17 protein-coding genes and 7 pseudogenes are annotated in these 25,197 nt (G+C 59.6%); 13 read left to right on the top strand and 11 right to left on the bottom strand.

All coding sequences use genetic code 11. The features are described from left to right. Nucleotides 1–387 precede the first annotated feature (387 nt). Nucleotides 388–669, bottom strand: a complete 282-nt coding sequence (locus AB4Y36_RS38795; RefSeq protein ID WP_342922286.1) for a hypothetical protein — start codon at nt 667–669, stop codon at nt 388–390. A 266-nt stretch (nt 670–935) separates the two neighbouring features. Between AB4Y36_RS38795 and AB4Y36_RS38790 the strand changes: the two are divergent. Continuing rightward, nucleotides 936–1,387, top strand: a pseudogene (locus AB4Y36_RS38790) (IS110 family transposase); the annotation flags it as partial. Between the two features lie 671 nt (nt 1,388–2,058). Here the strand turns inward: AB4Y36_RS38790 and AB4Y36_RS38785 are convergent. Next, nucleotides 2,059–2,430, bottom strand: coding sequence for a hypothetical protein (locus AB4Y36_RS38785; protein WP_368661890.1), 372 nt, complete (start codon nt 2,428–2,430; stop codon nt 2,059–2,061). A gap of 256 nt (nt 2,431–2,686) precedes the next feature. Here AB4Y36_RS38785 and AB4Y36_RS38780 point away from each other — a divergent pair. Then, a pseudogene (locus AB4Y36_RS38780) lies at nt 2,687–2,910 on the top strand (IS3 family transposase); the annotation flags it as partial. Nucleotides 2,911–3,003: 93 nt separating this feature from the next. Here the strand turns inward: AB4Y36_RS38780 and kynU are convergent. The 4 genes and pseudogenes from kynU to AB4Y36_RS38760 all read right to left on the bottom strand — a co-directional run bounded on the left by kynU (nt 3,004) and on the right by AB4Y36_RS38760 (nt 8,358). Beyond that, the gene (gene kynU, locus AB4Y36_RS38775; protein ID WP_368661889.1) at nt 3,004–4,254 is read right to left on the bottom strand and encodes a kynureninase; all 1,251 of its coding nucleotides are present in this window, start codon (nt 4,252–4,254) and stop codon (nt 3,004–3,006) included. Between the two features lie 128 nt (nt 4,255–4,382). Beyond that, nucleotides 4,383–5,941 (bottom strand): annotated as a pseudogene (locus AB4Y36_RS38770) (methyl-accepting chemotaxis protein). A gap of 95 nt (nt 5,942–6,036) precedes the next feature. Beyond that, nucleotides 6,037–7,191 carry a porin gene (locus AB4Y36_RS38765; RefSeq protein ID WP_368661887.1) on the bottom strand — a complete coding sequence of 385 codons (1,155 nt, stop codon included), beginning with the start codon at nt 7,189–7,191 and terminating at the stop codon, nt 6,037–6,039. Between the two features lie 144 nt (nt 7,192–7,335). Then, entirely contained in the window at nt 7,336–8,358 is a 1,023-nt protein-coding gene (locus AB4Y36_RS38760) for a LysR family transcriptional regulator (protein ID WP_368661886.1), read from the bottom strand. Nucleotides 8,359–8,378: 20 nt separating this feature from the next. Between AB4Y36_RS38760 and AB4Y36_RS38755 the strand changes: the two genes are divergently transcribed. From AB4Y36_RS38755 to AB4Y36_RS38710, 10 genes and pseudogenes are all read left to right on the top strand, one after another. Next, complete coding sequence (locus AB4Y36_RS38755) at nt 8,379–9,791, top strand: M20 family metallopeptidase (protein ID WP_368661885.1); 1,413 nt, start codon at nt 8,379–8,381, stop codon at nt 9,789–9,791. A 48-nt stretch (nt 9,792–9,839) separates the two neighbouring features. Then, a complete protein-coding gene (locus tag AB4Y36_RS38750) occupies nt 9,840–11,126 on the top strand; it encodes an MFS transporter (protein WP_342922293.1) in 1,287 nt (428 codons plus the stop codon). Between the two features lie 19 nt (nt 11,127–11,145). Continuing rightward, on the top strand, nt 11,146–12,291 hold the full coding sequence (locus AB4Y36_RS38745; protein WP_368661884.1) for an aminotransferase class V-fold PLP-dependent enzyme: 1,146 nt from the start codon (nt 11,146–11,148) through the stop codon (nt 12,289–12,291). A gap of 140 nt (nt 12,292–12,431) precedes the next feature. Next, the gene (locus AB4Y36_RS38740) at nt 12,432–13,544 is read left to right on the top strand and encodes a cupin domain-containing protein (protein ID WP_368661883.1); all 1,113 of its coding nucleotides are present in this window, start codon (nt 12,432–12,434) and stop codon (nt 13,542–13,544) included. Between the two features lie 376 nt (nt 13,545–13,920). Then, a pseudogene (locus tag AB4Y36_RS38735) lies at nt 13,921–14,433 on the top strand (anthranilate 1,2-dioxygenase large subunit); the annotation flags it as partial. 7 nt (nt 14,434–14,440) lie between these two features. After that, nucleotides 14,441–14,936: pseudogene (gene antB, locus AB4Y36_RS38730) on the top strand (anthranilate 1,2-dioxygenase small subunit); the annotation flags it as partial. An 18-nt stretch (nt 14,937–14,954) separates the two neighbouring features. Continuing rightward, the gene (locus AB4Y36_RS38725; RefSeq protein WP_368685762.1) at nt 14,955–15,542 is read left to right on the top strand and encodes a 2Fe-2S iron-sulfur cluster-binding protein; all 588 of its coding nucleotides are present in this window, start codon (nt 14,955–14,957) and stop codon (nt 15,540–15,542) included. Then, entirely contained in the window at nt 15,496–15,645 is a 150-nt protein-coding gene (locus tag AB4Y36_RS38720; RefSeq protein ID WP_368685760.1) for a hypothetical protein, read from the top strand. Before AB4Y36_RS38725 ends, AB4Y36_RS38720 begins: the two co-directional genes overlap by 47 nt. A gap of 30 nt (nt 15,646–15,675) precedes the next feature. Continuing rightward, the gene (locus AB4Y36_RS38715) at nt 15,676–15,969 is read left to right on the top strand and encodes a hypothetical protein (protein WP_368661881.1); all 294 of its coding nucleotides are present in this window, start codon (nt 15,676–15,678) and stop codon (nt 15,967–15,969) included. A 121-nt stretch (nt 15,970–16,090) separates the two neighbouring features. Then, nucleotides 16,091–17,089, top strand: a complete 999-nt coding sequence (locus AB4Y36_RS38710) for an AraC family transcriptional regulator (RefSeq protein ID WP_342950019.1) — start codon at nt 16,091–16,093, stop codon at nt 17,087–17,089. Nucleotides 17,090–17,570: 481 nt separating this feature from the next. Here the strand turns inward: AB4Y36_RS38710 and AB4Y36_RS38705 are convergent. The 4 genes and pseudogenes from AB4Y36_RS38705 to AB4Y36_RS38690 form a co-directional block, all read right to left on the bottom strand. Continuing rightward, nucleotides 17,571–18,593 (bottom strand): annotated as a pseudogene (locus AB4Y36_RS38705) (IS110 family transposase). 290 nt (nt 18,594–18,883) lie between these two features. Next, nucleotides 18,884–20,047: a M20 aminoacylase family protein gene (locus AB4Y36_RS38700; RefSeq protein ID WP_368661880.1), complete on the bottom strand. Its 1,164-nt coding sequence runs from the start codon at nt 20,045–20,047 to the stop codon at nt 18,884–18,886. A gap of 34 nt (nt 20,048–20,081) precedes the next feature. Further along, nucleotides 20,082–21,311: a diaminopropionate ammonia-lyase gene (locus AB4Y36_RS38695; RefSeq protein WP_368661879.1), complete on the bottom strand. Its 1,230-nt coding sequence runs from the start codon at nt 21,309–21,311 to the stop codon at nt 20,082–20,084. Between the two features lie 197 nt (nt 21,312–21,508). Beyond that, nucleotides 21,509–22,645 (bottom strand): branched-chain amino acid ABC transporter substrate-binding protein, encoded by a 1,137-nt coding sequence (locus AB4Y36_RS38690; RefSeq protein WP_342950017.1) that lies wholly within the window; start codon nt 22,643–22,645, stop codon nt 21,509–21,511. Nucleotides 22,646–22,804: 159 nt separating this feature from the next. On the opposite strand from AB4Y36_RS38690, the gene AB4Y36_RS38685 reads away from it, so the two are divergent. Then, complete coding sequence (locus AB4Y36_RS38685; protein ID WP_368661878.1) at nt 22,805–23,293, top strand: Lrp/AsnC family transcriptional regulator; 489 nt, start codon at nt 22,805–22,807, stop codon at nt 23,291–23,293. Between the two features lie 642 nt (nt 23,294–23,935). Here AB4Y36_RS38685 and AB4Y36_RS38680 read toward each other — a convergent pair. Beyond that, nucleotides 23,936–24,455 (bottom strand): annotated as a pseudogene (locus AB4Y36_RS38680) (IS6 family transposase); the annotation flags it as partial. Nucleotides 24,456–25,197: the final 742 nt, after the last annotated feature.

Raw genomic sequence — 25,197 nt, 5'->3', positions numbered from 1 at the left:
GCGTTAAAGAGCTGGCTCGCGATGGTCGAGCGTGCCCCTGTGGCTGCTGATCTGTCCGCGAGCATCCACGCAAGGAATGCCTGCCCTCCGACAAAGCAAGGGGATGAGATGTCGGTTCAGGTACTGGCGTGGTATCGCCCTTGCACGATACGAGAAGAGGAAGTCAACCTGCTCTCCGGTTTTGACGTCGAGCGCAGCCGGTTGTACGGGACGTACTCGCTCCCACGCCAATATTGCTTCTCCGACGACCGAGTCAATCGGTTTGGTAAATGCAGTTCCGGTCTTGTGAACCGGAACGTCGAGCATCCGGCATTGGTGTACCTGGTTGCCCTATCGATGTTTCTTCACGTACACAGCCAACTCTTAGCCGTACGATCTCCTCACTACTTAGTGCGGCGAAGAGAGTGCGCCATTCGAATGCAAAGGGTATAAGCAAGCCCAAAGCGACAGAAATAGACAGCTTTCCGCTGAAGTCGCGAGGTTCCTGACAAATGGAGCGATGTCGGCCGTGCGCTTTCTGTTGAGATAGAAGTCGAGCATCTGCTCGACCTGGAGATGAAGACGCAGGATGCACCCAATATCATCTTCCGTTTCTGCCGCAAGAATCAGGGGATCTGCGTCGAGAAGAGTGCCTAAATCTAGATTGACGGTTGTTGGTGTGTTGTTCATTGTTGTTCTCAAAGAGGGGGCGGAAGCCCCGGCGACACTTCCGTAGCGGGCGCAGTCGCCGTGTCAGGCCCGGCGAGTGTCAGTTATCGGCATCGTCGTCCGAATGCATGGCAACATCATCTTCTTCCGGCTCGGGCTGGGCCGGTTCTCCGGCGTGTCGTCGAGCAGGTACATGACCCGAATTAGCAAGGACTTTCCCGATCTCGTGGCATAGCGATATGCCAGGATGGTTGGTGCTGGACAACCCATCTGAGAAGGGGAAAGTCATGGACAAGATTACTCGTATCGGCGTGGATCTGGCCAAGAACCTGATCCAGGTGCACGGCGTGGACAGCATGGAACGCGTGGTGGTCAGGAAAGCCATCTCACGGCAGAAGTTTCTCGAATGGTTTGCCAACCTTGCGCCATGTCTGGTCCCAATGGAAGCGTGCAGCGCAGCCCACTACTGGGGGCGCAAGCTGCGCGACTTGGTCACGAGGTTCGCCTGATTGCGCCGCAATTCGCTGCGCCATACTGCAAGGGCGGCAAGCACGTGAAGAACGACAGGCTGGATGCCGAGGCCATCTGTGAGGCCGCGGGGCGACCGCATATGCGCTTCGTGGCCGTCAAAACGGCAGACCAGCAAAACGTGCTGTTGCTGCACCGGATGCGAAACGGTTTCGTCGAGGAGCGTACCGCGCTCGTCAACCGGTTGCGCGGTGAACTCGTCGAGTTCGGCGTGTTCCTGCCGCAAGGCATCAATGCATTTCGTGCCCGCTTCGTCGAGGCACTGGAGGACGGGGCCGCTGAACTGAACGATGTCGCGCGCACTGCGCTGGCACGAGGCCGGGAGCACCTGCAGGCCCTCGACCAGCAAATCGCCTGGTGCGACGCGCAGGTCGCCACGCACGTGAAGCAAGACAGCAGCGCGCAGCGCGCCATGGCGATCATCCGCTGCCAGGCCCGTCCAAGCGGGATCTGCGTGTCCGCCGGCAGATCGACCGCCTTGTTCGGGTAGCGCTCGCGCAGCAAGGCGAGCGCATCCATGACGGGATGGGCGGTCTGCGCCTGGAAAGGCAGGTCCAGCAGCTGTGCAAGCAGTGCATGCGCCACGTGCCGCTTCGAGACGAGCTGTGCCCGCATCAGGCGGGTCCGACTGGGCGCATCCTGTTTGAGGACTGTGTCCGCCAATTCGCACAATTGCCTGGCAAGCACATCGCGTGTCAGGTCCCTGTTGCCTGCGAGCGCCTTGACTGCCGTGGCAAATTCGCGCAGCTGCGCCTTCAGATCCGGGCGCGAGGCGGCGCCCCGATCGTTGGCTATCCTGATCGCCTTGCGGACCCAGTCGCCGAGCATCGACAGGAGCTGGTCGGTTGCCGAGCACAACGCGTAGCGCATGAAGCAGGCGGCCTAGAGCCGCCGTATGGCCGGCTGGATGCGGTGGCTCACCGAGGGTTTGCGGTCCGCGCAGCGCCGCGCATAATGCCGGACGATAGCTTCGTTGCATGTGTCGGGGCACTGCACCCGTACACCGAGCTCGACCAGATAGTCGAGCTTGAGCAAGAGTTCGCTCATCTGTCGCGTCGAATTGCGCAGCGGCACCGGCCACAGCCATTTCTGCAGGCTCGATGCCTCGCCATGGGGCTTCGGCAGCAGCTTGCCCCAACGATCCAGTGTGGCTTCGACGTCCTGGATGGCCTGCACGATCAGTTCCCGCAAGGTGCGATCGCGCGGCAACAGGATGGACCGCATCCCGAGATAGGTCTGCCGCCAGTGTTCCATCGCCGTCCGCTCCGCAGCCGAAAGGGGAACCGCTCAGCGTATGCCAACAATATCGCCTTGGCAGTTGGGGGCGAGGCACTGCGGGCCTCCGGGGAAGACAAACAGCAAGCTCTTGATTTCACGGAGACTTAATAAAGGGCTAGACCGCAAAGCCTTGTCAGGTCTGGAGCCCGCTAACCCGGTAAACGGCATCAAAATCACGGGGCCCCCAGTATGCAAGCGAGAACGACCGTGCGTGGTTGAAAAAAGACTTCACGTGGTATGCAGCATGAGCAAGGGAAATTGTTGGGACAATAAATGGAGCGTGTGTGGTAGCGCTAGTACGCCAATCACGATGAGGCTCGGCGCGATATCAACCAGTACATCATCGCTTTCTACAATCCAGTGCGCTTGCACTCCACGCTGGGTTATCTGTCGCCCGCCGCCTGCGAGGCGAAACCGACAGCGAAAGAAGCTATCTGCCTGTCCGAAATTTATTGACCCATGCATCAAGACAGCGGACGTGCCGCCACTCACACCGCGACTTAACAATGCAACTCTTACGGGGCATCATCTCGACGACGTAGCCGTCGCTCAGGTCACGGCGCCGCGCGTGGCGAATTCAGGCGCACGCCAGGTTTCTTCGGTAAGCACTTGGCGCAGATGCTCAACGGCATCCCACACATCCACGTGGCGCGTATACAGCGGTGTAAAACCGAAGCGCAACACATGCGGCTCCCGATAGTCGCCGATCACGCCGCGCGCGATCAACGCCTGCATCACCTCGTAGCCGTGCGGATGCTCGAAGCTCGCGTGCGACCCGCGTTGCGCATGCGCGCGAGGCGTGACGAGCGTGAGCGGAAATTCCTTGCAACGCGTCTCGATCAGTTCGATGAAAAGGTCGGTCAGCGCAAGCGACTTTTGGCGGATCGCCAGCATGTCGGTTTGCAGGAATACATCGAGTCCACATTCGACCAGCGCCATCGAAACCATCGGCTGCGTGCCGCACAAAAAGCGGCCGATGCCGTCGTCGGCGATATATGTCGGGTTCATCACAAACGGCGCACGATGCCCCCACCAGCCTGACAGCGGCTGCTCGAACTCACTCTGATGACGATGCGGCACCCACGCGAACGCAGGCGAACCGGGACCGCCGTTCAGATACTTGTATGTGCAGCCGACCGCGCAATCCGCGCCGACACCATTCAGATCGACGGGCACGGCGCCCGCCGAGTGCGCGAGATCCCACAGCACTAGCGCGCCCCTGTCGTGAACCAGCTTCGTCAGTGCGGCCATGTCGTGCATGTAGCCAGTGCGGTAGTTGACGTGAGTGATCATCGCGACGGCGACGTCGTCGGTGATCGCCGCGGACAGCTCGGACGGATCGTCGACGAGGCGAAGTTCATAGCCGCGATCCAACTGCTTGATCAGCCCTTGCGCGATATACAGATCAGTCGGGAAATTCGAGCGTTCCGACACGATCACGCGGCGCTTCGGGTCGCGCTTGTCCTGCATCCGCAGAACTGCCGACAACGTCTTGAATAAGTTGATCGAAATCGTATCGGTGACGACGACTTCGTTGTGCGCTGCACCGATTAGTGTCGCAAGCTTGTCGCCCAGTCGCCGCGGCAGCGAAAACCAGCCAGCCGCGTTCCAGCTGCGGATTAGCCCTTCGCCCCATTCGGCGCCGATGACGGTCTGCGCCCGCTGTGCAGCCGCGACGGGCGGCACGCCGAGCGAGTTGCCGTCCAGATAGATGACGTTCGGAGAGAGCGCGAACTGGTCGCGCAAGAGTGCGAGGGGGTCGGCCGCATCGAGTGCGAGTGCTTCTTCACGTTGATTCATGATAGTCCGCTCTTGTCATTCGAAAGAGGGCGCGTTCGTGCGGAACGCGGTGATGCGGTTGCATTGGTTTCAATGCCTGCGTACCGCAGGTTTGTTGCACAAATGACGCCGGAAAAACACCATCCCCGTTACCTCGCAATCTTGAATACCGACACGGCGTCCTGCAGCCTGGTGGCCTGCTCATCGAGGGAAAATGCCGCCGCAGTGGACTGCTCCACCAGCGCAGCATTTTGCTGGGTAACCTCGTCCATCTGCAGGACCGCCTGATTCACCTGCTCGATGCCTCGGCTTTGCTGCTCCGACGCGATAGCGATTTCACCGACGATGCCTGAGACCTGCTTGATCGCCTGCTTAACATCATCCATCGTCACACCGACCGCGCTTGCCTGCTTCGCCGCGTGGTCAATCGCTTGGACCGATGAATCGATCAACTCCTTTATTTCCTTCGCGGCTGCAGCCGAACGCTGTGCAAGGCCGCGCACTGCACTCGCAACGACGGCGAAGCCCCGACCTTGATCACCGGCGCGCGCCGCCTCCACTGCAGCATTCAGCGCAAGAATATTGGTCTGGAAGGCAATCCCTTCTATAACAGCCGTAATTTCCGAAATCTGCATCGAGCTGCTGTTCATCTTTCCAATCGCACGGACCATATCCTGCACAGCATCGTTGCTCTCGTCGGCTATGACGGCTGCCTTCATTGCGAGATGATTGGCTTGCGACGCGTTGTCAGCATTCTGTCTGACTGTCTCCGTCAGCTGCGTCATGCTGGCAGCCGTTTCTTCGAGCGACGCCGCTTGAGCCTCGGTACGTGCAGATAGATCAGCATTACCACTAGCAATCTCTCGCGACGTTACCGTTACTGCATCGGTGGTCGCGTGGATGCCAGTGATGAATTTCGCTAGCTGGCTGTTCATCTTCCGCAATGATTGCATCAAACGTCCGACCTCATCCCGGCCGTAACTTTCGATACGTGAGGTCAGGTCTCCGCACGCGGCGGTCTCCGCCACGGAGACTGACTTACGCAGGGGAAGGACAATGGTCCTCGTGATCAAGAATGCGGTGAGAGAGCCCGTCGCAAGCGCTAGTCCAATCAACCCAATTGTGACTTCTACGGCCAGCCGGTAGTCCTCTGCTGCAGTGGTTCGAGCAATTTGGCTTCCGTTGCTGGTGAGTTGGACTTCCGCCTCGATCAATTTGGCGACAGCGGTGAACGCATCGGCAGCCCCCCCGTCGCGAGCGAGCGGGCCGAGGCAAAACTTCCCTCACCCTGTTCGGAAAGCGAAAGCAGTCTGTTATCCATTTCCAGATAGGATTTCCACGCCTTCCGGGTTTGCTGGTTGAGCTGATCCTCTTTCGCTGACGAGATGAGTCGCCCATATGCTTCGATTTTCGCGTCGAGTGTGCGAAGCGCAAAGTCCCTCATGATGCGCTGGGATGCTTTTTGCACGGGATCCGTTTCAAGCACACTTCGTAGCGTTGACTTGCGAACGTTGTTTGCCCATGTACGAATGTCCCCAAGCACAGCGACTTTCGGCAGCCAGCTATCGGCAAACTGAACTGCCCCGTTGTGCACCCGAGCTGTCTGGAACAGGGCGACGGAGCCTGTCACGCAAAGAAGGATTAGCACGAGCGCAAAGCCAGCGCCAAGTCGGACGCCAATTCGGACGTTAGCAAGAAGGTTTCGCATAACGGGATCTGTCTGAGCGAAAATGCAAAAGCGCTGGAGTCCACGACCGATGGTGCCATTCCCGGTCGATTCCTCCAGCTTCTGCGGAAGACATCCTAGAACTTGTGCCGGATTCCCGTTACCGCCACGAACTGATTACCCGTTGAGGAGGCTGAGAAACCCGTGATGTTCGCGACCGCCGATTTGTCAGTAGAGTCCGTTCCCGTCGCATGCTGGTAAATCGCGGAAATATAGACGTCGGTCCGCTTCGACAGGAAATAATCGACACCTGCGTCGACCTGGTGATAGGCCGCGTGATTGACGCCGTAGCCCTTCGTATAGTCGTAGGAGATACCCAGATTCAGCGCGGGGGTCACGAGATACTTGAAGCTGACCTCAGCATTGTGGAACGCGGCGTTGCCATGATAGTGTAGCGAATTCAGGGCACTTAGTGCGCCAAGACCCCGGAACTGGGTGTTGGTGTACATGGCACCAAGCGTGGCCTGTCCTAGCTGATATGCTGCGCCCGCTGCAATGATCTGCTGCGTGCGCGCTGACGCATAGCCCGAATAGACGGTACTGGCAGTCATGTTCGACGCTGTCGTGCTGGACGTCGAATTGTTGCCGAAGAACGAGAAGTTCGGGTCTCGCACATTCAGGTATGCTGCGCCGAAGGAAAGCGGACCGTTGTCGTAACCTGCGCCGAGGGACCAGATCTGGTTGGTGCCAAGGTGGCCGGCAACGCCACCCAAGCTGTACAGTCCGCCGAATTTCAGGCCTGCGTAGTCGACGCTCCTGAACTTGATTGCGTTGTTCACCCGATTGGTGTTCTGGAGGTTGTCAAGATCACCGGGGTGCGCGCCATAGCCCGTTGCCCACTGTGCAGCGGATTCAAAGCGCGCCGTGTAATCCACTACCGCATCGTACTGGCGGCCCAGTGTGACGGAGCCGAAGCGATCCGATGCCAGTCCGACGTAGGCCTGGCGACCGAACAGGTCTCCGCCTTGCAGCAGTTTTCCGTTGGTCACGCTAAAGCCGTTCTCGACGGTGAACAGCGTCTTGAGTCCATTGCCGAGGTCTTCGACGCCACGCAGCCCCCATCGGCTGCCTTGCATGTTGCCGCTCGCCAGCGTGTAGAGCTTTTGACCGCCGGAATTATTATTGAAAGCGAAGCCCGCATCGACAATGCCATACAGCGATACGCTGCTTTGTGCGTAGGCGTGACCAAATAAGGACATTATTGCCGCGCCGGCAAGCAGACTCTTTCTCACAGTGATCTCCAGGTGAATTTGAACAGACGGAATAGACGCTTCGCGTGTGACCCGCGATGTCAGCGTTGGCGCACTCTACCGCCTCTGTTCTCCTGGCGTATTCGAAATCAAACAAACTCGCTTTGCGCCTTTCGCAAAGCTTTGCTATGCCGTGGGGGGATGCCGATCGTTTGTCCGCTGCAGGTCTGCGACCAGATGATCGAGACAGAGGGTGGCGAGCCCGGTCAATGGGCGCGTCGATGACGTTTTGACCTGCAGGCGACGCTGTTGCAGCAGTGCATTGGCGAACGGGATTGCGACCAGACCGTCGGAATCCATGCGGTTCGCGACCGAGACAAAGCCAGTCAGCATGATGGCGTTCGGAATCACCTGGGTAAACCGGTACAGTGACGCGACGTAGCGGCTCGTGATCGGTGTCACAACCTCAAATCCTTCAACGTTGCAGGCGATGTCAAACAACTGGCGAACCGTCGTACCGGTGTCCTGCAACAAAACCGGGTAGAGGTGGAGGTCTGGCAATGTAAGCGATTTTTGACCCGCAAGCGGGTGGTCTCTCGACATCAGCGCCATGACGGGCGCGGGAAGCGTAAGACGAGCAACCACATCCGGTTCGGGCTTCAGGCTGAACGAAAGCGCGATCGACGCATCCCCATCGACCAGCATGCGGCTTGCGTTATCAGACGATGTGACCTCGATCACGACCACGGCCTCTGGGTACAGCTTGTAGAACGCTGCGAGCGAGTTCGGCAGGAAATCGAGGGCAAAGCCTTCGGTGCATGCAATCTTGATCTTGCGCTGTCGCCGCCTCTGGTCGCCTTGAATCGCGCTCATCACGGCCTCGGCATCCGTAAGGCTATTTTGCGCATAGCGCAACAGCATTCGGCCAGCGTCAGACAGCACCATGCCACGCGCGTGTCGTTCGAAAAGCGGCGCGCCGACGTCGCCTTCGAGCTTCGCGATATGGCGGCTCAACGCTGATACAGTTGCGCCGAGCTTTTCGGTGGCAGCCGTCAGCGATCCACTCTGTGCCACGACTGAGAAGTAATACAGCGACGAATCCAGCAGGTTGCGCATTTCGGACCTGGCATACAGGGTTGCGATTTCCGCAAATATACGTTGATTGATTGCGAATACAAAAGATTGTTTACCCGGGTACTCTGGGGACATCGATTCTTTGATTCCAGAACATGAGCCGCTCAGAAGCCATCTCGCACGTCTCCCGTCACTTCGAAAGCGGAGCGTTCCAAGCGGTATTGCGCCGTCGCGTCGGCCTTCGCACGGAGAGCCAGAACCCGGATGCACAGGCTGCGCTGACTGGCTATTTGTCCGACGAGATCGCTCCCGCGCTAGGCGCTATGGGATTCACGTGCGACATCGTGGAAAACCCTGAAGCAGGCATGCCGCCGATGCTGATCGGCGAGCGCGTGGAAGCGGTCGGACTGCCCACGGTGCTGATCTACGGTCACGGCGACGTAGTCAACGGCGACGCAGCCAACTGGACAGACGCGCGTTCCCCGTGGGAGCTGTGCACAGACGGGGACAGCTGGTACGGCCGCGGCACGGCAGACAACAAGGGGCAACATTCGATCAATCTGGCGGCTCTTGCGTCGGTACTTGCCACGCGCGGCAGGCTTGGCTTCAACGCGAAGGTGATCATCGAAATGGGGGAAGAAGTCGGGTCGCCGGGACTCGACGCGGTATGCGCGCGGTATGCGGACCGGCTGGCTGCCGATCTGCTCATCGCCTCCGACGGACCGCGACAACGCGCTGCTGCACCGACGATGTTTCTTGGGTCGCGAGGCGCATTGCATTTCCGGCTGCGCGTGTCGAATGCATTTGGCGCGCGTCACTCGGGCAACTGGGGCGGCGTGCTGGCTAATCCCGCGACCGTGCTGGCGAATGCGCTTGCGAGCCTTGTTGATGGCAGTGGCCGGATTCGCGTCAACGGCCTGTTGCCGCCGCCGATTCCGCCGCGCGTGCGCGAGCTCGTCGCGAGTCTCGAAGTGGGTGCCGACGAAGGCGATCCGCCGTTGTCACAGGGGTGGGGCGAACCCGGTCTTAGTGATGCGGAGCGGGTGTACGCATGGAACACGCTGGAAGTGCTGGCGATGCAGGCAGGCAACGTCGGCCGGCCAGTCAGCGCGATTCCGGGCAGCGCGGAAGCGGTGTGCCAGTTGCGCTTCGTGGTCGGCACGGATTGGTTGAACGCGCGCGAATTGCTGATCGCGCATTTGCGCCGCGAAGGTTTCGAGAACGTCGACGTGACGATCGAAGCGTCGGGCAGCGCGACGCGGCTCGATCCTGATCATCCGTGGTCGAAGTGGGCGGAAGCCTCGATTGCAGCAACCTCTGGCAAGCCGGTGACCATCCTGCCGAATCTCGGCGGCACGATCCCTAACGAGTGCTTCGCGACGACGCTGGGTCTCGCGACTGTCTGGATCCCGCACTCTTATCCGAACTGCCGCCAGCACGCTCCCGATGAACATCTGCTGGGGAGTGTTGCGCACGAGTCGCTGCAAATCATGGCCGGCCTGTTCTGGGATATGGGGGAATCGGGGCACACGGTTCGCGAGACGCTCCGGGCTTCGACGAAGCGCTAATGGCAGTAGTCCCACTCTCAAGCAGTCTTTCTTCCGGGTCTCAAGATCATGCAATCTGTTGCTACTGAAGGACGTGCTGTGCGCCAGGACAACCGGCCACTGAAGCGCCTTATCGTCGCGAGCAGCGTCGGCAACGCGCTCGAATGGTTTGACTTCGCAGCGTATGGCTTCTTCGCCGTCACGCTGTCGAAGCTCTTTTTCCCCGCGCATGACGAAACGGTGTCGCTGCTGCTGACCTTCGGCACGTTCGGGCTTTCGTATATTTTCCGTCCGCTCGGCGCGCTGGTTCTCGGACGCTATGCGGACCGGCACGGCCGCAAGGCGGGACTGCTCGCATCGCTTTGGCTCACCACGCTCGGCACGCTGATCTGTGCGCTGATTCCGACCTACGCAAGCATCGGCCTGGGCGCGCCCATTGGCCTCATGCTGGCGCGCGTGCTGATCTCCTTTTCGACAGGCGGCGAGTTCGGCAGCGGCACCGCGCTGATGATCGAACAGAAGTCCACACGAAAGTCTTTCCTTGGAAGTTGGCAGTTTTCGAGCCAGGGTATGGCCACAGTGCTTGCTTCGTTCGCGGGCCTCGCACTCAGCAGCCAGCTTTCGACGGATCAGATCGAAGCGTGGGGATGGCGCGTTCCATTTGCTTTCGGCCTTTTGGTAGCGCCCGTCGGTCTCTATATTCGCCGTCACATTGACGACACGCTGCAGCCTTCAGCGGCGAAACATGCAGCGCCCATTCGAGATCTGCTCGTGAGTCACAAGGGGCGCGTCCTGCTTGCGGCAGGCATCATGGCGGTGTCCACGGCGGCCAGTTATCTGATGATTCTCTTTATGCCGACGTATGCCGTGAAGCAGTTGCATCTGCCAGCGTCGACGGGTTTTGCGGCGACGGTGCTGACGGGCGCGATCCTGATGGTGTTAACGCCGTTCATGGGGCATCTCGCCGACAAATATGGACGCAGCCGGATGATGACGGTCTCCGCGCTTCTCACGCTGCTGACCATCTATCCCTGCTTCCGATGGCTACTGGCGGCGCCCTCTCTGTCAGTGCTGATGTCGATAATGATGCTGGCGGGCGTGTTGAAGGCAATCTACTTCGGTCCGCTCGCAGCGGTGCTGTCGTCGCTCTTTCCCGCCTCGCTGCGCAGCACGGGACTCGGCTTCAGCTATAACATCGGCGTCATGGTGTTTGGAGGATTCACGCCGTGGCTCGTGACGGCCATGATCGGCTGGACGCATGATCCCGTATCGCCGAGCATCTATCTGATGGGCTGCGCCGTGCTCAGCCTCGTATGCATCGGCATCTATCATCGGTTCATCGTCAAACACATCTAGTTCGAAGCGAAGCGCTGACATGACTTTATTTTCTACCGCGCAGGACAGTGACTTCAGTGGCTGGATGATGTACCACTCGGTTGGTGTATTCCCCGGCCAACGGGAGGCCGTGACGGCGGCGCTCGCACGCTTCACATCCGACTGGTATGCACCCGACGAACGACGCTGGAGCGTCGGGCTCGGTGCGCGTGACGCGCTGCTGTCGAACTGGGCGACGCTGATCGGCGCAGACGCCGCGCACGTATTCGGCGCGCAAAATGTCACCGACGTCTTCGCACGTTTCATCGACGGTCTCGACGATGCGGCCTTGCGCGCACGCACGGTGCTGATTGCCGCCGACTGTTTTCCGAGCCTGCACTTCCTGTTGAACGGTGTTGCGGCACGGCGCGGCTTCACGTTGAAAACGGTGCCGGTGCGCGCCGGTGAAGCCTACGTTCGCGACGAGGACTTCGTCGCGGCGTGGGATGCGCATGTTGGGCTTGCGCTGATCACGTGGGTATCGTCGCTGACGTCCAAACGCGTCGATCTGGCCGCGCTCGCTGCGCACGCGCGAACCACGGGCAGCCTTGTCGCGGTCGACATCACGCAGGGCGCGGGCATCCTGCCGTTCAATCTGCGTGAGATACCGTTCGATTTCGTCTGCGGCTCCACGCTCAAATGGCTGTGCGGCGCGCCGGGATCGGGTCTTGGGTATGTCGCGCCGCATCTGCTGACGTCCGCCGTCACACCTTGCGTGCGCGGCTGGTTCAGTCAGGCCGACCCGTTCAACTGGAACCTCGATGCGTTTTCGTATGCGCCCGACGCACGCCGGTTCGACACGGGCACACCGTCGCTGCTGCCGTTCGTCGCATCGAAGCCGGGCTTCGACTGGCTGCTTGCGCAGCCGCCGGGCAAGCTGCGCGCGCAGAACCTGTCGTTGTGCCATCAACTTGTCGAAATCACCGACGGTCTCGGCTACGCGCTGTTGTCGCCACGCGACGATGCATCTCGCGGTGGCAGTGTCATGGTGCGGACGCCCGCACATCTGGATCCTCAGGAGGTCGTGGCGAAGCTCGCTTCGCAGCATATCCTGGTCGACTCGCGCGGCCGCACGTTGCGTCTGTCGCCCGGTGCGTGCACGACGGTGGCGGGCATCGAACGTCTCGCTGCGCGGCTGCCGCGATGAAAGCGAAAGCGCCGCATGTAGTGCGGTCAAATGCGCCGCGCGCAGAAGGCGTGTCGTGCGTCCTGACGGGGCCGCCCCGGATGCCAGTTGCTGCACCGCTGCATTTGTGAAACCCCGCTCTTCAGCTCAGGATCATGATCATGACCAGTCCATCGTTTCTTCCCGCTCCGCTGACCGGTATTCGCGGCTTTCTCGTCCCGATGTCGTGTACCGATCTGGCCGCGACGACGCAGTTCTTTATCGAACATCTCGGCTTCCGCATCGATGCCATTTTTCCCGCTGACAGTCCTCGCACGGCGATCCTGTCGGGCTGCAATATCAGGTTGCGCCTCAGTGTAGACCTCGTCGGCGGGGTGACGAAGCTCGACGTGCTGTGCGACGACGAGTTTCAACTCGGCGACGATACGCGAACACTGACCGCGCCGAACGGCGTCGAGGTCAGGCTCGTCCCGGCCGAGCCTCGCATGAAGCAGCCTGTCAACAGACAGGAACTCGTGTTGTCTCGTGCGCAGGATGGGGCACCGTGGACCGTCGGTCGTGCGGGCCTGCGTTACCGCGACCTGCTGCCAAACCGGCACGGAGGTGCGTTTATCGCATCACATATTCGGATCCTCGGTGGCGGCCCCGTTCCCGATTACGTGCACTTCCACAAGATCCGTTTTCAGACGATTTTCTGCCGCAAGGGCTGGGTTCGGGTCGTCTACGAGGGGCAAGGCGATCCGTTCATTCTGGAAGCGGGCGATTGCGTGCTTCAGCCGCCGGAGATCCGGCACCGCGTGCTGGAAAGTTCGGCCGGGGCAGAGGTGATCGAAATCGGTAGTCCGGCCGAACATATCACGATGGCCGACCACGATATGGCGCTTCCTTCGGCTGTCTATGATCCCGCCCACGATTTCAACGGTCAGCGCTTTGTTCGGCATGTCGCAAAGAACGGCACGTGGAGTCCGTGGAAATCGCCGGGTTTCGTCGTAACGGACACGGGTATCGGTGCGGCAACGAACGGCCTCGCGGGCGTGCGCGTGGTGCGCCCGCAAGGCGAGGGCAAGGTCGTTTCGCGCATGCACGATACGGAGTTCTGCTTTTTCTTCGTGCTCGCAGGAACTCTCGATGTCGTGCAAGGCGACGACCAATGGCATCTTCGAGCAGACGACAGCATTGCGATCCCCGGCATGCTTCCCTATGCGTTTAAGCACTGCAGCGCCGATTTGGAACTGCTCGAAGTGACCTTGCCAGCCGACTTCTCACTCGCGTGAGCAGTCGCTCGTGTTCGAGCACGAGATCGTCGCCGTAGTTTGAGCGCGTGATTCCCGTTGCGCTCGATGTGACCGGGGGGGAGGGTGTGGCTACGCTGCGCGTTCCGCCTCGGGTCTCGCGTTGCCTGTCAACAATGTGCGCGCATGAACCGCCTGCGGTCGTTTATCGCGGTGCAGAATACTGACGATGTGCGGGCCGAAATGGAAGTCAATTACTTCGGCGTTGCGACACCAAACGCTTTCACTGCGCCGCACGCGTTCATGCCTGACATGCTCGCCGCGACGGTGTCCCCTTCGCGCACCTTGGCGTTATTGCGGAGCGTGGTCGATACGAGCGGCCGACCGTCTCTGGCATCCGGACGGCGAGGAAGATGCCACCGTCATGCCGCGCCTCGTCGAGGTATACGGCCAGCAGAAAGCCGAGTGGATGATGCATCGGCTGCGCAACCTGAACGTCTATCCGAGCCTCGTTTTCATGGATCAGATCAGCTCTCAGTTGCGCATCGTGCGTCCAGTCGCCTGGAACAAGACGGAAGTCATCAGCCAGTGCATTGGCATAAAAGGCGAATCGGATCAGGATCGCGAAAACCGCATTCGTCAGTTCGAAGATTTTTTCAATGTCTCGGGAATGGGCGCGCCGGACGATCTCGTGGAATTCCGTGAGCAGCAGCGGGGCTTCCAGGCGCGCCTCGAGCGCCGGAGCGACATCTCGCGCGGCTACCACAAGTGGGTGTCAGGTGAAACGGCGAATACGCGCTTGCTCGGCATTGCGCCTGTGCTCTGCGGCACGGAGCTGACGCAGGAGGGGCTTTACGTCAATCAGCATGGCGCCTGGCAGGCGTTTCTCATGAGGGGCCTCGCACAACAATCGAACGTCGGGAAGGAAGCCATGAATCATGGCCGTCACGCAAACGCTACAGCAATCGGTCGAGCAATTTCTGTATCGCGAGGCCGAGCTTTGCGATGCGCAGAGTTGGGACGAGTACCTCGAGCTCTTCGACGAAAACAGCACATTTCACGTGCCTCAATGGGACTCCGAGCACGTGTACACGACCGACCCGAGGCGCAGCATGTCGCTGATCTACTACGCGAACCGAACGGGGCTCGAGGACCGTGTGTTTCGGCTGCGCACTGGCAAGTCTGCGGCCTCCACGCCGCTGCCACGTACACCTGCATCAGATCACCAACGTGCGTATCGCCGAATGTGAGCACGGGGAACTGGAAGTGAAGGCCAACTGGGCGACCTTTTACGCGCGGCACGGCGTGGCTGAACACTTCTTCGGGCGCGCTACCTACCAGCTGCAGCCTGCGGGCGGTAGCTGGAAGATCGCACGCAAGCACGTGCTGCTGCTGAACGACACGATCAACGCCGTGCTCGACTTCTATCATCTGCAGGCGGGAGTGCGCACAATGATCCATAAGGTCGCGTTCAGTTTTGCCGACGGCAAAACGGTGTTCTTCGACGTCCGTTCAGGCGAAATCCTCCTCGACGCCGCCCTCCGCAGCGGCGTGAACATTCCACTCGACTGCCGCGAAGGTGTGTGCGGGACCTGCCAGGGACGCTGCGAGTCGGGCAGCTACACGCAGGATTATGTCGGTGAAGAAGCACTGTCTCCGGACGATCTTGCCGTGCGTAAGATCTTGTCCTGTCAGACGCGCGTGCAGTCCGACGCCTCGTTCTACTTCGACTTCGATTCGAGCCTATGCGGCGCGGGGGGGAAGCGGGTGCTCACGGGCCAGGTTTCCGGCATCAGGCAGGTATCCGAAACGACGGCGATCCTGGATCTGGACGCAGGCGCTCACGCTGGACGCCTTGATTTTCTGCCGGGGCAGTACGCCCGCCTGAAGGTGCCGGGCACGGACGTGTGGCGTTCATATTCGTTCGCCAGCCGGCCCGCCCGCCGACGACAACCAGTTGCAGTTCCTCATTCGTCTGCTGCCCGACGGAGCGATGAGCAACTACATGCGCGAACGCTGCAGGCCAGGGCATACGATTGATCTCGAGGCACCGCTCGGCACGTTCTATCTTCGGCAGGTGGGGGCGGCCGCTCGTGATGGTGGCGGGCGGAACTGGCCTGTCCGCATTTCTCGGGATGCTTGATGATCTCGCTCACAAGGGGGCGACCAGAAGGTGCATCTCTACTATGGTGTGACGAACGCGCGCGACCTGTGCGAACTCGATCGTTTGGGCTCTTACGCACAACGCATCGCAAACTTCGCGTGCGACATCGTGGTGACGAAACCTTCTGACGGGTGGCAGGGAAGGACTGGCCTCATTCCGGAGCATTTCGACCGCGGGATGATCGAATCAAACCCCTTCGACATGTACGTGTGCGGTCCGCCTCCGATGGTGGACGCTATCAGGGCATGGCTTGCGCGCGAAGGCGTAGGCGACCACCGACTCTACTACCAAATTCGCGGATAGCAACGGCGCGCAGCAGGTCCCTTGAGGTGGCGGCGCAGCACCCATTCAGGGTCTTTTTGTATTCTTTTCCGCGCCCGGGGGGGGTTACTATCGAGTGACCATCAGCCCTCAGTGACACGCCATGTACGCGCCTGCTCTCAACGACAGCCAAGGTATTGACGCGCTGCGTCACGACCTCGAAGGCGCGCAGGAATGGATGGCGTCGATCTGCGGACCGCATCGGTTGCAGGTACGGAGCCCGAAGAAACTGCAGTTCCACCATTCGGGCACGGTGTTGCGGTCGATGGCGAGCTCGTTGGGGTACGTGGAATACGGCACCGATGTCACCGTTTCCATACATAACGAGGCGCCGCTCAACTGCTATAGCCTGAGTCTGCCGCTTACCGGGCAGCAGGAACTGGCCGCGCATGGTCGTTTGTGGCTATCGGACCGGGACAACGGCCTCGTGTTGTCGCCGCATGAGAGGCAGGACCTTACGATCATGGGAAACTGCCGGAAGATCATCGTTGCGATCCCGAGCCAGGCCCTGCGTCAGGTGCTTGAAGATCTTCTGCGACGGCCGGTTGGTGTCCCGTTGACGTTCGAGCCGCAGATGAATGCCGCCGACGGCGATCAGGCAGCCTGGTGGCGCATGGTCAAGTTTCTGCTGAACGAGATGGGCCACGCCGCGCCGTTGCTCAATCATGAGCAGATGGTCGGAAATCTCGAGGAAGCGTTGATCAAGGGGCTGTTGCTCTGTCAGTCGCACAACTACTCGCAGGCGCTCGCGGGGGCCATGGGCCCCTCATGTCCGCACTATCTATTGCGAGCGAAGCAGTTCATCCACGACAACGCCCGTGAGGACATTGCGCTCGAAGACATCGAGCGCGCGGCCGGTGTGTCGCGCTACAAGCTGTTTGGTGGCTTTCGGCAACACTTCGGGCATGCGCCCATGGCATATCTGAAGTGGCATCGGCTCGAAGCAGTGCGGCGTGAGATTCTTTCCGACTGCTCCGAGCGTAACGTTTCTTCCATTGCGATGAGCTGGGGGTTTTCGCATCTCGGACGCTTTTCCAACGACTACAAGGCGCGTTTCGGCGAAACACCGTCGCAAACACTCAAGCGGGTGACAAGACGCTAAGTGAATATTAATTGCGTGTAGATTGCCAACTGTGATGACTGAGAGACAGTAGAGACGTCGCTCCGAGGTATACAGCGCCGTGGACCGCTCTGGCGTCATCCAGTACTGCTGGCTCGAGGAATTCGAAAATCATCATTGCGATTAATGAGGACGAGGACAAGGACGAGGAAGCGTCAATTTTTTGGTAGCAGTCGTCGGCCTTTTCGTGCATGTGTGGACCCGCCGCCTTTTGCAAGCTTCTTTTTCGTGATGCCGAAACGGTCTGCATGCATGTATCCGGCTTGCCAGATGGGCGGTTGCCGAAGCACGCCCGCAGCCTTGATGAGATCCGCGCAGCCCGTCCTTAGCAACATCGCGGCTTGCCACGAGTGGCAGCCGGCACGAAAAACAGGCTTCAGGATGCTGGTTCAACCTATTTCGTCATCGCTTTGAGAAGCTTCGCAAACCTGGGTGGGGGCTCCTTACCGGCGGCTTTGGGAGGTTATGTTGCCGCGCTTCTCGTCATATAGGTCACTTCGCTACTGAGCAGCGCCTGGATGATCCGCGCATTCCTGTTGGCCAGGGCGACCTCTGCGCAGTTATGGCCCGCGTCGAGCCATCAGCTCTTGAAGCCAGATGCTCTGAAGATCAATTTTTTTGGGGTGCATAGCGCGGAACTGGCCGAGCACCATGAATGAGCAAGGTCCGCAGGTATGTGTCGCCGCGTCGGCTGTTGCCGTGCAGGCGAGGCTTGCCGCCAGACGAATACTGTCGAGGCATGAGGCCGAGCCAGGCGGGCAGATGCCGGCCGTCGCGAAACTGCCTGGCATCCCCGACCGCGGCGACAACGGCCGTCGCGGTAGCGGGCCAATACCAGGGATCTTGGCGATCTTCCTGCAGAGCGCGGATTTCTTCATGAACGTCTGGGTGGATGCCTCGATGAGATGAACACGTTCCTGGCGCGCATGTGCTGCAGAAGTTCGGTGAGCAGCGTCTGGCAAAAGGAAGTCAGTTCGTCTGCGCTCGTACGTAGGAGTTCCGGTATCGCGCGCCTGAAGGCTTCCGGTGAGCGCGAAATGGCCAGCCCGCGCTCGCCGAGCAGGCCACGTATCTGGTTGATCAGCGCAGTACGGTGACGCAGCAGGATTGCGCGCATGCGGTGCGCCGCCTGGATGTCCTGTTGCTCAACCGATTTGATCGTCACGAAGCGCATGGTGGGCCGGCTGGCAGCCTCGACGATCGCCTCCGCATCGTTGCGGTCGCTCTTGTTCGTCTTGACGAACGGTGCGACATATTGCGGGCTGATCAGCCTGACTTCGATACCGATCGACTGGAAACACCTCCCCCAGTGGTGGGCCGTGCTGCATGCTTCCATGACGACCAACTTCGGGTTCAAGGCGCGTACGGCTTCGAAGAACGAGCTGCGCGAGACCTTCGACCGATGCACAACACGACGGCGACGATCAGCGCCATGGAGCTGGAAGATCTGTTTCGCTAGATCAATGCCGAGAACGTCGATTTCCATGGTGAACCTCCGCACGTCTGGGTGAGTGCGTTAGTGTCTCCCGGTGGGAGGCGCCGGGTCCATCGCGGTAAAATTTGGCGGTTCCTCCTAGGCGCCTTTAGCGGCACAACTCAGCCGGCGATCCAGACGATTATCGGCGGCCCTGGCGGCGACCTGCGGTGACCGCCTGCGAATGGCGCTATTCCCCTCGAAGCGAGAGGCGCTTGACGACTGCGGATTCGGCCCTTCGAGACACGTCCCAACGTGTGGCCGCTAACATGTGTTTAGCGGCCACCGCGCGTGGCGAGCTGTCAGCGTGCCGGCAATTGCCGTCGCGCAATCTCAGCAAAGTATCGCGATCCGACTGACAGTATGTCGTCGTTGAAATCGTAGGTAGCGTTGTGCAGAGGAACGCCGCCGTTTTGGGGCTCCGTTCCGTTGCCGATGAAGATGAAATTTCCCGGTACAACCTGCAGAAACGCACCGAAGTCCTCCGAGATCATCATAGGCTGAACGTTGGCGTCCACATTCTCCGCGCCCACGACATGCGAAGCGGCTGAAACCGCTACATCAACAAGCTCTGGTGTATTCACGGTCGGGACGAACTCATGCGTGTACTGGAAGTCGCACTCGGCTCTGTGTGTACGGCAGATGCCCTCACTGACTTCCCTCATCCGGATCATCAGCAGCTTCTGCACTTCTGGGGCGTAGCTGCGCGTGTCGCCTTTGATGATGACATTCGAAGGAATGACGTTTCTAAGACCGTCCGTAACTATCTCAGTACACGAGATGACTGCGGACAGGCTTGGGTCCAAATTGCGCGAAATAATCGTCTGGAGACCGAGCACAATTTGCGAGGCAATGACAATGGGGTCGACGCCCATATGAGGCCGTGCTGCGTGCGTGCCTCTTGCCTTGATGTGAATGACGAAGTTGTCTTCGCTGGCCATAATGCCGTTCGGACGTGTTGCGAAGCTGCCTGCGGGCATCCCGGGCATGTTGTGCGCGCCGAAAATGGCGTCGACAGGAAACCGTTCGAACAACCCTTCTTGCATCATCGCTTTCGCGCCACGTCCGTGTTCTTCGGCGGGCTGGAAAATGAAGCGAACCATGCCGTCAAAGTCTTTTCGCTCCGCGAGAAGTTGCGCTGCGCCGAGAATCATCGCCATGTGTCCGTCGTGACCGCATGCGTGCATTTTCCCCGGAATACACGATGCGTAAGGTCTGCCGGGCGCATTCTCGGTGATGTTTAGCGCATCCATTTCGGCGCGAAGGCCGATAACCCGTTTCCCGTTGCCAATCTTCAAGTTGGCGACCATCCCGGTTCCGCCAATGTTGCGATGAACCTCGAGGCCGAGTGTCTTCAGAACACTGGCAACGTAGTCCGATGTCTGTACTTCTTCGAAGCCTGTTTCGGGATTCTTGTGGAACTGATGTCGCCAGTTCTTCAGGCGCTCTTGTAGGGACATTTCCATGGTGCGGTCCTCGATTTGAGGCGGTGATTGGATGTCAGTGCTCGAGCGATTTTTGCCACTCGCTCTGGCGCGCAAGAACGGCTTCCGCCGACTCGCCAACGAGGTCTCGATACACTGCGGGCGCCGTGGCACCCTCGGTATTGATGGCCAGCACGTGTGAGTCGGGTCCAAGTCCTACCTGCTGGGCAAGGGACGGGTTTTGCATGAGCACGCTTAGGCCCGCGAATCCCGCGGCACCGGACTCTCCAACCACTAAAGGAGCGTCACGGTCGCTGCCAGCGGCAAGTGAACGCATTGCTGCCACCGCGTCATCGTCACTGATGGTCATGAAATGGTCGACGCACCGATCGAGAATTTTCCAGGCCAAGGGGGATGTCTCTCCGCAGGCGAGGCCGGCCATGACCGAATCAACGGAGCCAGTCGCTTTCGTGGCGTAGCCTGCGATGGCGCTTTGATAAAGACAGTCTGCCTGCTGAGGCTCGACGACAACGAATCGGGGACGCCGCGCTTCGGCGTGCTCCCAGAGATAACTCGCGACGCCTGCTGCGAGACCACCGACGCCTCCTTGCAGGAATACGTGGGTGATTGGTTGCGAAAGGGTGGAACTGCCGAGCTGCCGTATTGTTTCAGCGGCAATCACGCCATATCCCTGCATCACATCCCGAGGAATCGCTTCGTAGCCTTCGTAGGACGTGTCTGAGACAACGTGCCAACCATTTTGGGCCGCCAGTGCTGCCGCATGCTCAACCGATTCATCGTAGCTACCCGCGATGCGAATAATCTTCGCGCCGTACAAAGCGATGGCCTGCTCCCGTTCTACGCTGACGTTGGCGTGAAGGACGATGACACACCGACAACCGATGTCGCGTGCGGCGGCTGCCAATGACTTTCCGTGATTACCATCGGTGGCGCTGATAACAGTCAGGTTCGAAAACATCCCGGCATATTGCCCGCGAAGAAGGCCGGCCGGATTCAGGCTATGAGTGTGCCAGTGCCGAAGAATCAACCGCACGAGTGCGATGGGCGCGCCTAACGCTTTGAAGCTGCCAAGCGGCGAGCGGAAGCCTTCGTCCTTCAGGCTGATACGTGCGACGCCCAATGCTGCCGCGGCGTCCGGGAGGTCCCAGAGCGGCGTCGCTGAACGAGAGATCTGGTCCCAATCGGCTAGCCAGGCGCCGCTTTCGTCTGCTGCCCGAATGTTCAGAATGCTTTTGAGTTCATCTGGGTACGGCCCTTTGGACGCGCGGGAATTTGCAGTCAACATTGAGAAGAGCTCCAGGGAGGCATCCGATGTGCCGTATTTCTATTGCCAAAGTCCAAGTGCTGGCTCGGAGGAACAGCAGGAATAATATTGCAATGCTTTGTTTATTTGGGATCTAAAATTCGGCACAAATCGAGAAAATTTCTCGCATGGGGTGCTGCAGGCATTATGGCACCGCCGCACCCAACTGCGCGTTCGGGTTAGCGGACTACCGACTTGTCGTTCCAGACGTTGTTGTCAAACTGCCGTACCGTGATTGCACCGTTGCGGATGTCACCTGCTTCATCGAACTGAATGGGGCCCGTCACCCCGTCAACCTTCACCGACCGCAATTGCGCCAGGTAAACTTTCGGGTCGGTAGAGTTGGCTGCTTGCATAGCGGCTGCCATGGTCATGACTGCGTCGTATGCATAGGGAGCGTAAAGCTGAACCGGCGTCTTGAACCTTTGTTCGAACCGTTTGAAGAATGCCGGGCCTTGTGGCATCTGAGAAGGCGGTACGCCGGCGAGTGTGCAATACATATCGTTGGTCATTGATGAGCCGCCGAGGGCAATGAACTGCGGCGTGCACGCTTCGTCGCCGGCAATGAACTTGACCTTCATTCCGAGTCGACGCATTTGTTGTATAAAGGCGGCCGCCTGCGTGTCGCCACCCGTGAAAGCAACGGCATCAGGTCTGCGATTTTTGATCGTCGTGAGAACCGCCATCCAGTTGGTTGTCTTGTCGGTCCCGAATTCGCGGTCGACGACGGTACCGCCGGCGGACTGCACCGCCTTCTCAATCTGGTCAGCGAGGCCCTGGCCGTACGCTGTACGGTCGTCCACGATTGCAACCCTGGGAGCTTTCAGGTCTCGTACCAGATAAGTTCCGATGACCGAGCCTTGGCGGACATCGTTTGCGACCATTCGAAACACCGACTTGAGTCCTTGCTGGGTCAGCAATGGATTAGTAGCCGATTCGGTAATCATCGGAATTCCAGCGCCTGCGTAAATCCTCGAAGCGGGAATCGATGTGCCGGAGTTGGCATGCCCCACGACGCCGGCAACACGGTCGTCTACTAGCTTCTGCGCGACCGTCACTGCGGTCTTCGGGTCGGCGGCGTCATCTTGCGAATCTAGCTCGAAGGTGATCGAGTGGCCGGCGATTTTCAGCTTCCTGGTATTCAAGTCCTCGATTGCAAGCCGCACTCCGTTCTCGTCATCCTTTCCGATGTGTGCGAGCTCGCCAGTCAGAGGCGAAACTTGGCCAATTTTGACGGTAACGTCCGCGTCGGCCGCCGATGCAGATGCGCCAATTGAGACCGCCATCAACGTGTTGAAAAGTTGTCTGGTTTTCATGATCTTCGGTGGGAATACGAAACGGGGTGGGAGGGTGCCGAAGTCCCCAGCCGTCAGCTGCTCTAGCAGCGGTGACCGAAAGCACTTGACATGAACAGTTTATTGCGAGTAAACCGTTAGTATTTATTCTTTTGCGCCCACGTTTCGAGAAAAATTCTCATGTCGAATCTTCGAGATGTCGAGCTAGACGCTTTCGATTTGCGGATCCTCGCAATCGTGCAACGGAACAATCAGCTGCCCCATCGTGAGATCGGGCATGAAGTGAACCTGTCCGTCCCGTCCGTGGCGCGAAGGCTCCAGAAGCTTAGAAGTGCTGGCGTTATTGCTGCGGACCGCAGCTTACTGAATCCCGATGCGCTCGGTTCCCGGGTCACGATAATCACTCACGTTTCCGCGGAGAGTGAGGCGATAGAGTTGCTCGATGCGATGAAGGCACGGTTCGATGCCTGCGAGCAAGTCCAGCAGTGCTATTACGTGACCGGCGACGTCGACTTCATCCTGATTTTCTGCACGCGGGACATGGCGGAGTACACGGCCCTAACGCGGGCGCTGTTCTTCGCGGAGGGCAACGTTCGAAGCTTCCGTACCTTTGTCGCGATGGAGCGGGTCAAAATAACGCTCGATGTGCCACTCGGTCGGGCGCAGTAGGCCTGTCTCCCGGTTGCTCAACCACCCGCCCAGAAGTGCACATCTCTTCTTCAAGGTACGCTATCTACGCAACGAATAGGCCCGTCAACACGAACTGCACGAGCTTCGGCAATACGACCAACCACTTGGCACACTGAGTTGGCCGATACCCTTAGTCTTGCGTCCGTAGACGGTGTGACGGTGCTTCTGCTCCCGCGTGTACGCGATGTTCAACGCGCTATCCATGCAACCAGATTTCCAAACGCGCTTACGCAGGCGGCCGACGAAGTTTGAAAAAAGATTGATTGAAGAATTAAGTACCTCTCGCTCGGTACGTGCCGCTCAACTACACGCGAGGCGTCAACATATCCCTGTGCCATAGGCAGGACTACCTGTTACGTGAGCTACCGGTACGTGGCCTCGTTGAGTGCTCTCGCAAGCATGCGGATGTCTGCGGAATTGTCCGGCTCATTGTTGTCCGACTCATTGGCCGCCAGGCCCCCGAAAGAGCGTCGTGCGGAGCCCATGAAGAACTCCTCCAGATCGCGGTCCATGGCTCATACCTCGCAATTCACCACGTGAAAAGAGCACGTTGACACGCCGGACGAAGTTCGACAGGAGGCATGCGGCGGTAGGCGCCAAGGCTCTGTCGCGATAAGTTCGGACAACGTTGTTCAGGTATTTGATCTGGCGGATCTTGATGGGCGCTTCCCGTTCGGCGTTGATGGCGTGCAGGGCATCCAGATTGGCGCCGCTCTTATCCATAGTGATCGTCTCCGGCTCGCCGTTCTGGTCGATGGCTTTCTCGAAATAGCGACGGGCGGCAGCCTTGTCACGATGGGCTCGAAGCAGGAAATCCACCGTCTTTCCGGCCTTGTCCCCAGCGCGATAAAGGTATTTCCACTGGCCACGCACCTTGGCGTACGTCTCGTCCACCCGCCAGCTCTTGCCGACCGGGCGCTTGCAGCGGCGGAACGCCTTTTCAAGTACCGGCAGAAGCTTGATGGCACCGCCGGTGCACGGTCGAATGATCGACCGCGATCCCGCGCTCGGCCCTCATCTCCTGAAGATTGCGCAAGCTCAGCGGGTAGGCCACTTACCAACGCACGCACACCAACATTATCTCGAGCGGATAGTGCAACCGCTGCAGCACTTTGGCTACCGCCGGACTCAGGGCTTTCATTGTCGTTCACAGCATTCGGTAAGGTCCCGCAGCATACCAGCCTCTGCTATTGCAATAGAACCGAAAGGAATAACAAATGTCCGGCGTGGCAGAAAGGATAGCCGATGCGGGACTAAAGGCGAACGTGGTCTGTCGGCTACTCTGACGAGGGTCCCGGTCGCACAAACCCCTCATTGCCAATGGCGGGACGGGAACACATGACGAAGAGATGCGAGGTGGCCTTTCGCTTTCGACAACAGCCCAACGGGGACAGGCGGGATCTCTGGCCGTTCTATCTCACACGCAGACAACGCCAGTGGCTTGCATCGGTGCGTGAGCAGTGGGAGAAAACTGCGTCGTCCAGATTGCAAACCGCGAAGCGCGAATTATCGCCGAAAATTGCGAGCTTGCGTTTTGCAGTGCATACTTCGTGGAAAGCAAAGCAATTTCGCGAAAACCAGGCCTTGCCTCCCTCCACCGTACCGAGCGGGCGCCTTGATTGTCCACAGGTTCGCTGCGACCGGGGGCAGCGCGCGGGTACGCGATTGCAGCAGGATCGTCTGCGCGGCCGGATTCGGGTTCGACTAATCGGTTGCGGCCGACACTTCGATCAAGACGACTTTGCCGTTGGCCTGATACCGGCGATGTCCGAGACGGGCGACTCGCGCGCCCGGGCACGACGGCGTGCGTGCGGGGGGAGTGCCCGTGCGACCGTGTAGACATGGCCGCTCCGGGTTGTCGGTCGTGGAAGGGTGCATGTCGA

Origin of the sequence: Paraburkholderia sp. BR10936 (assembly GCF_040965735.1) — a bacterium.
Classification (GTDB): Bacteria; Pseudomonadota; Gammaproteobacteria; order Burkholderiales; family Burkholderiaceae; genus Paraburkholderia; species Paraburkholderia nodosa_A.
This window is presented reverse-complemented; position numbering and strand designations above follow the sequence as displayed.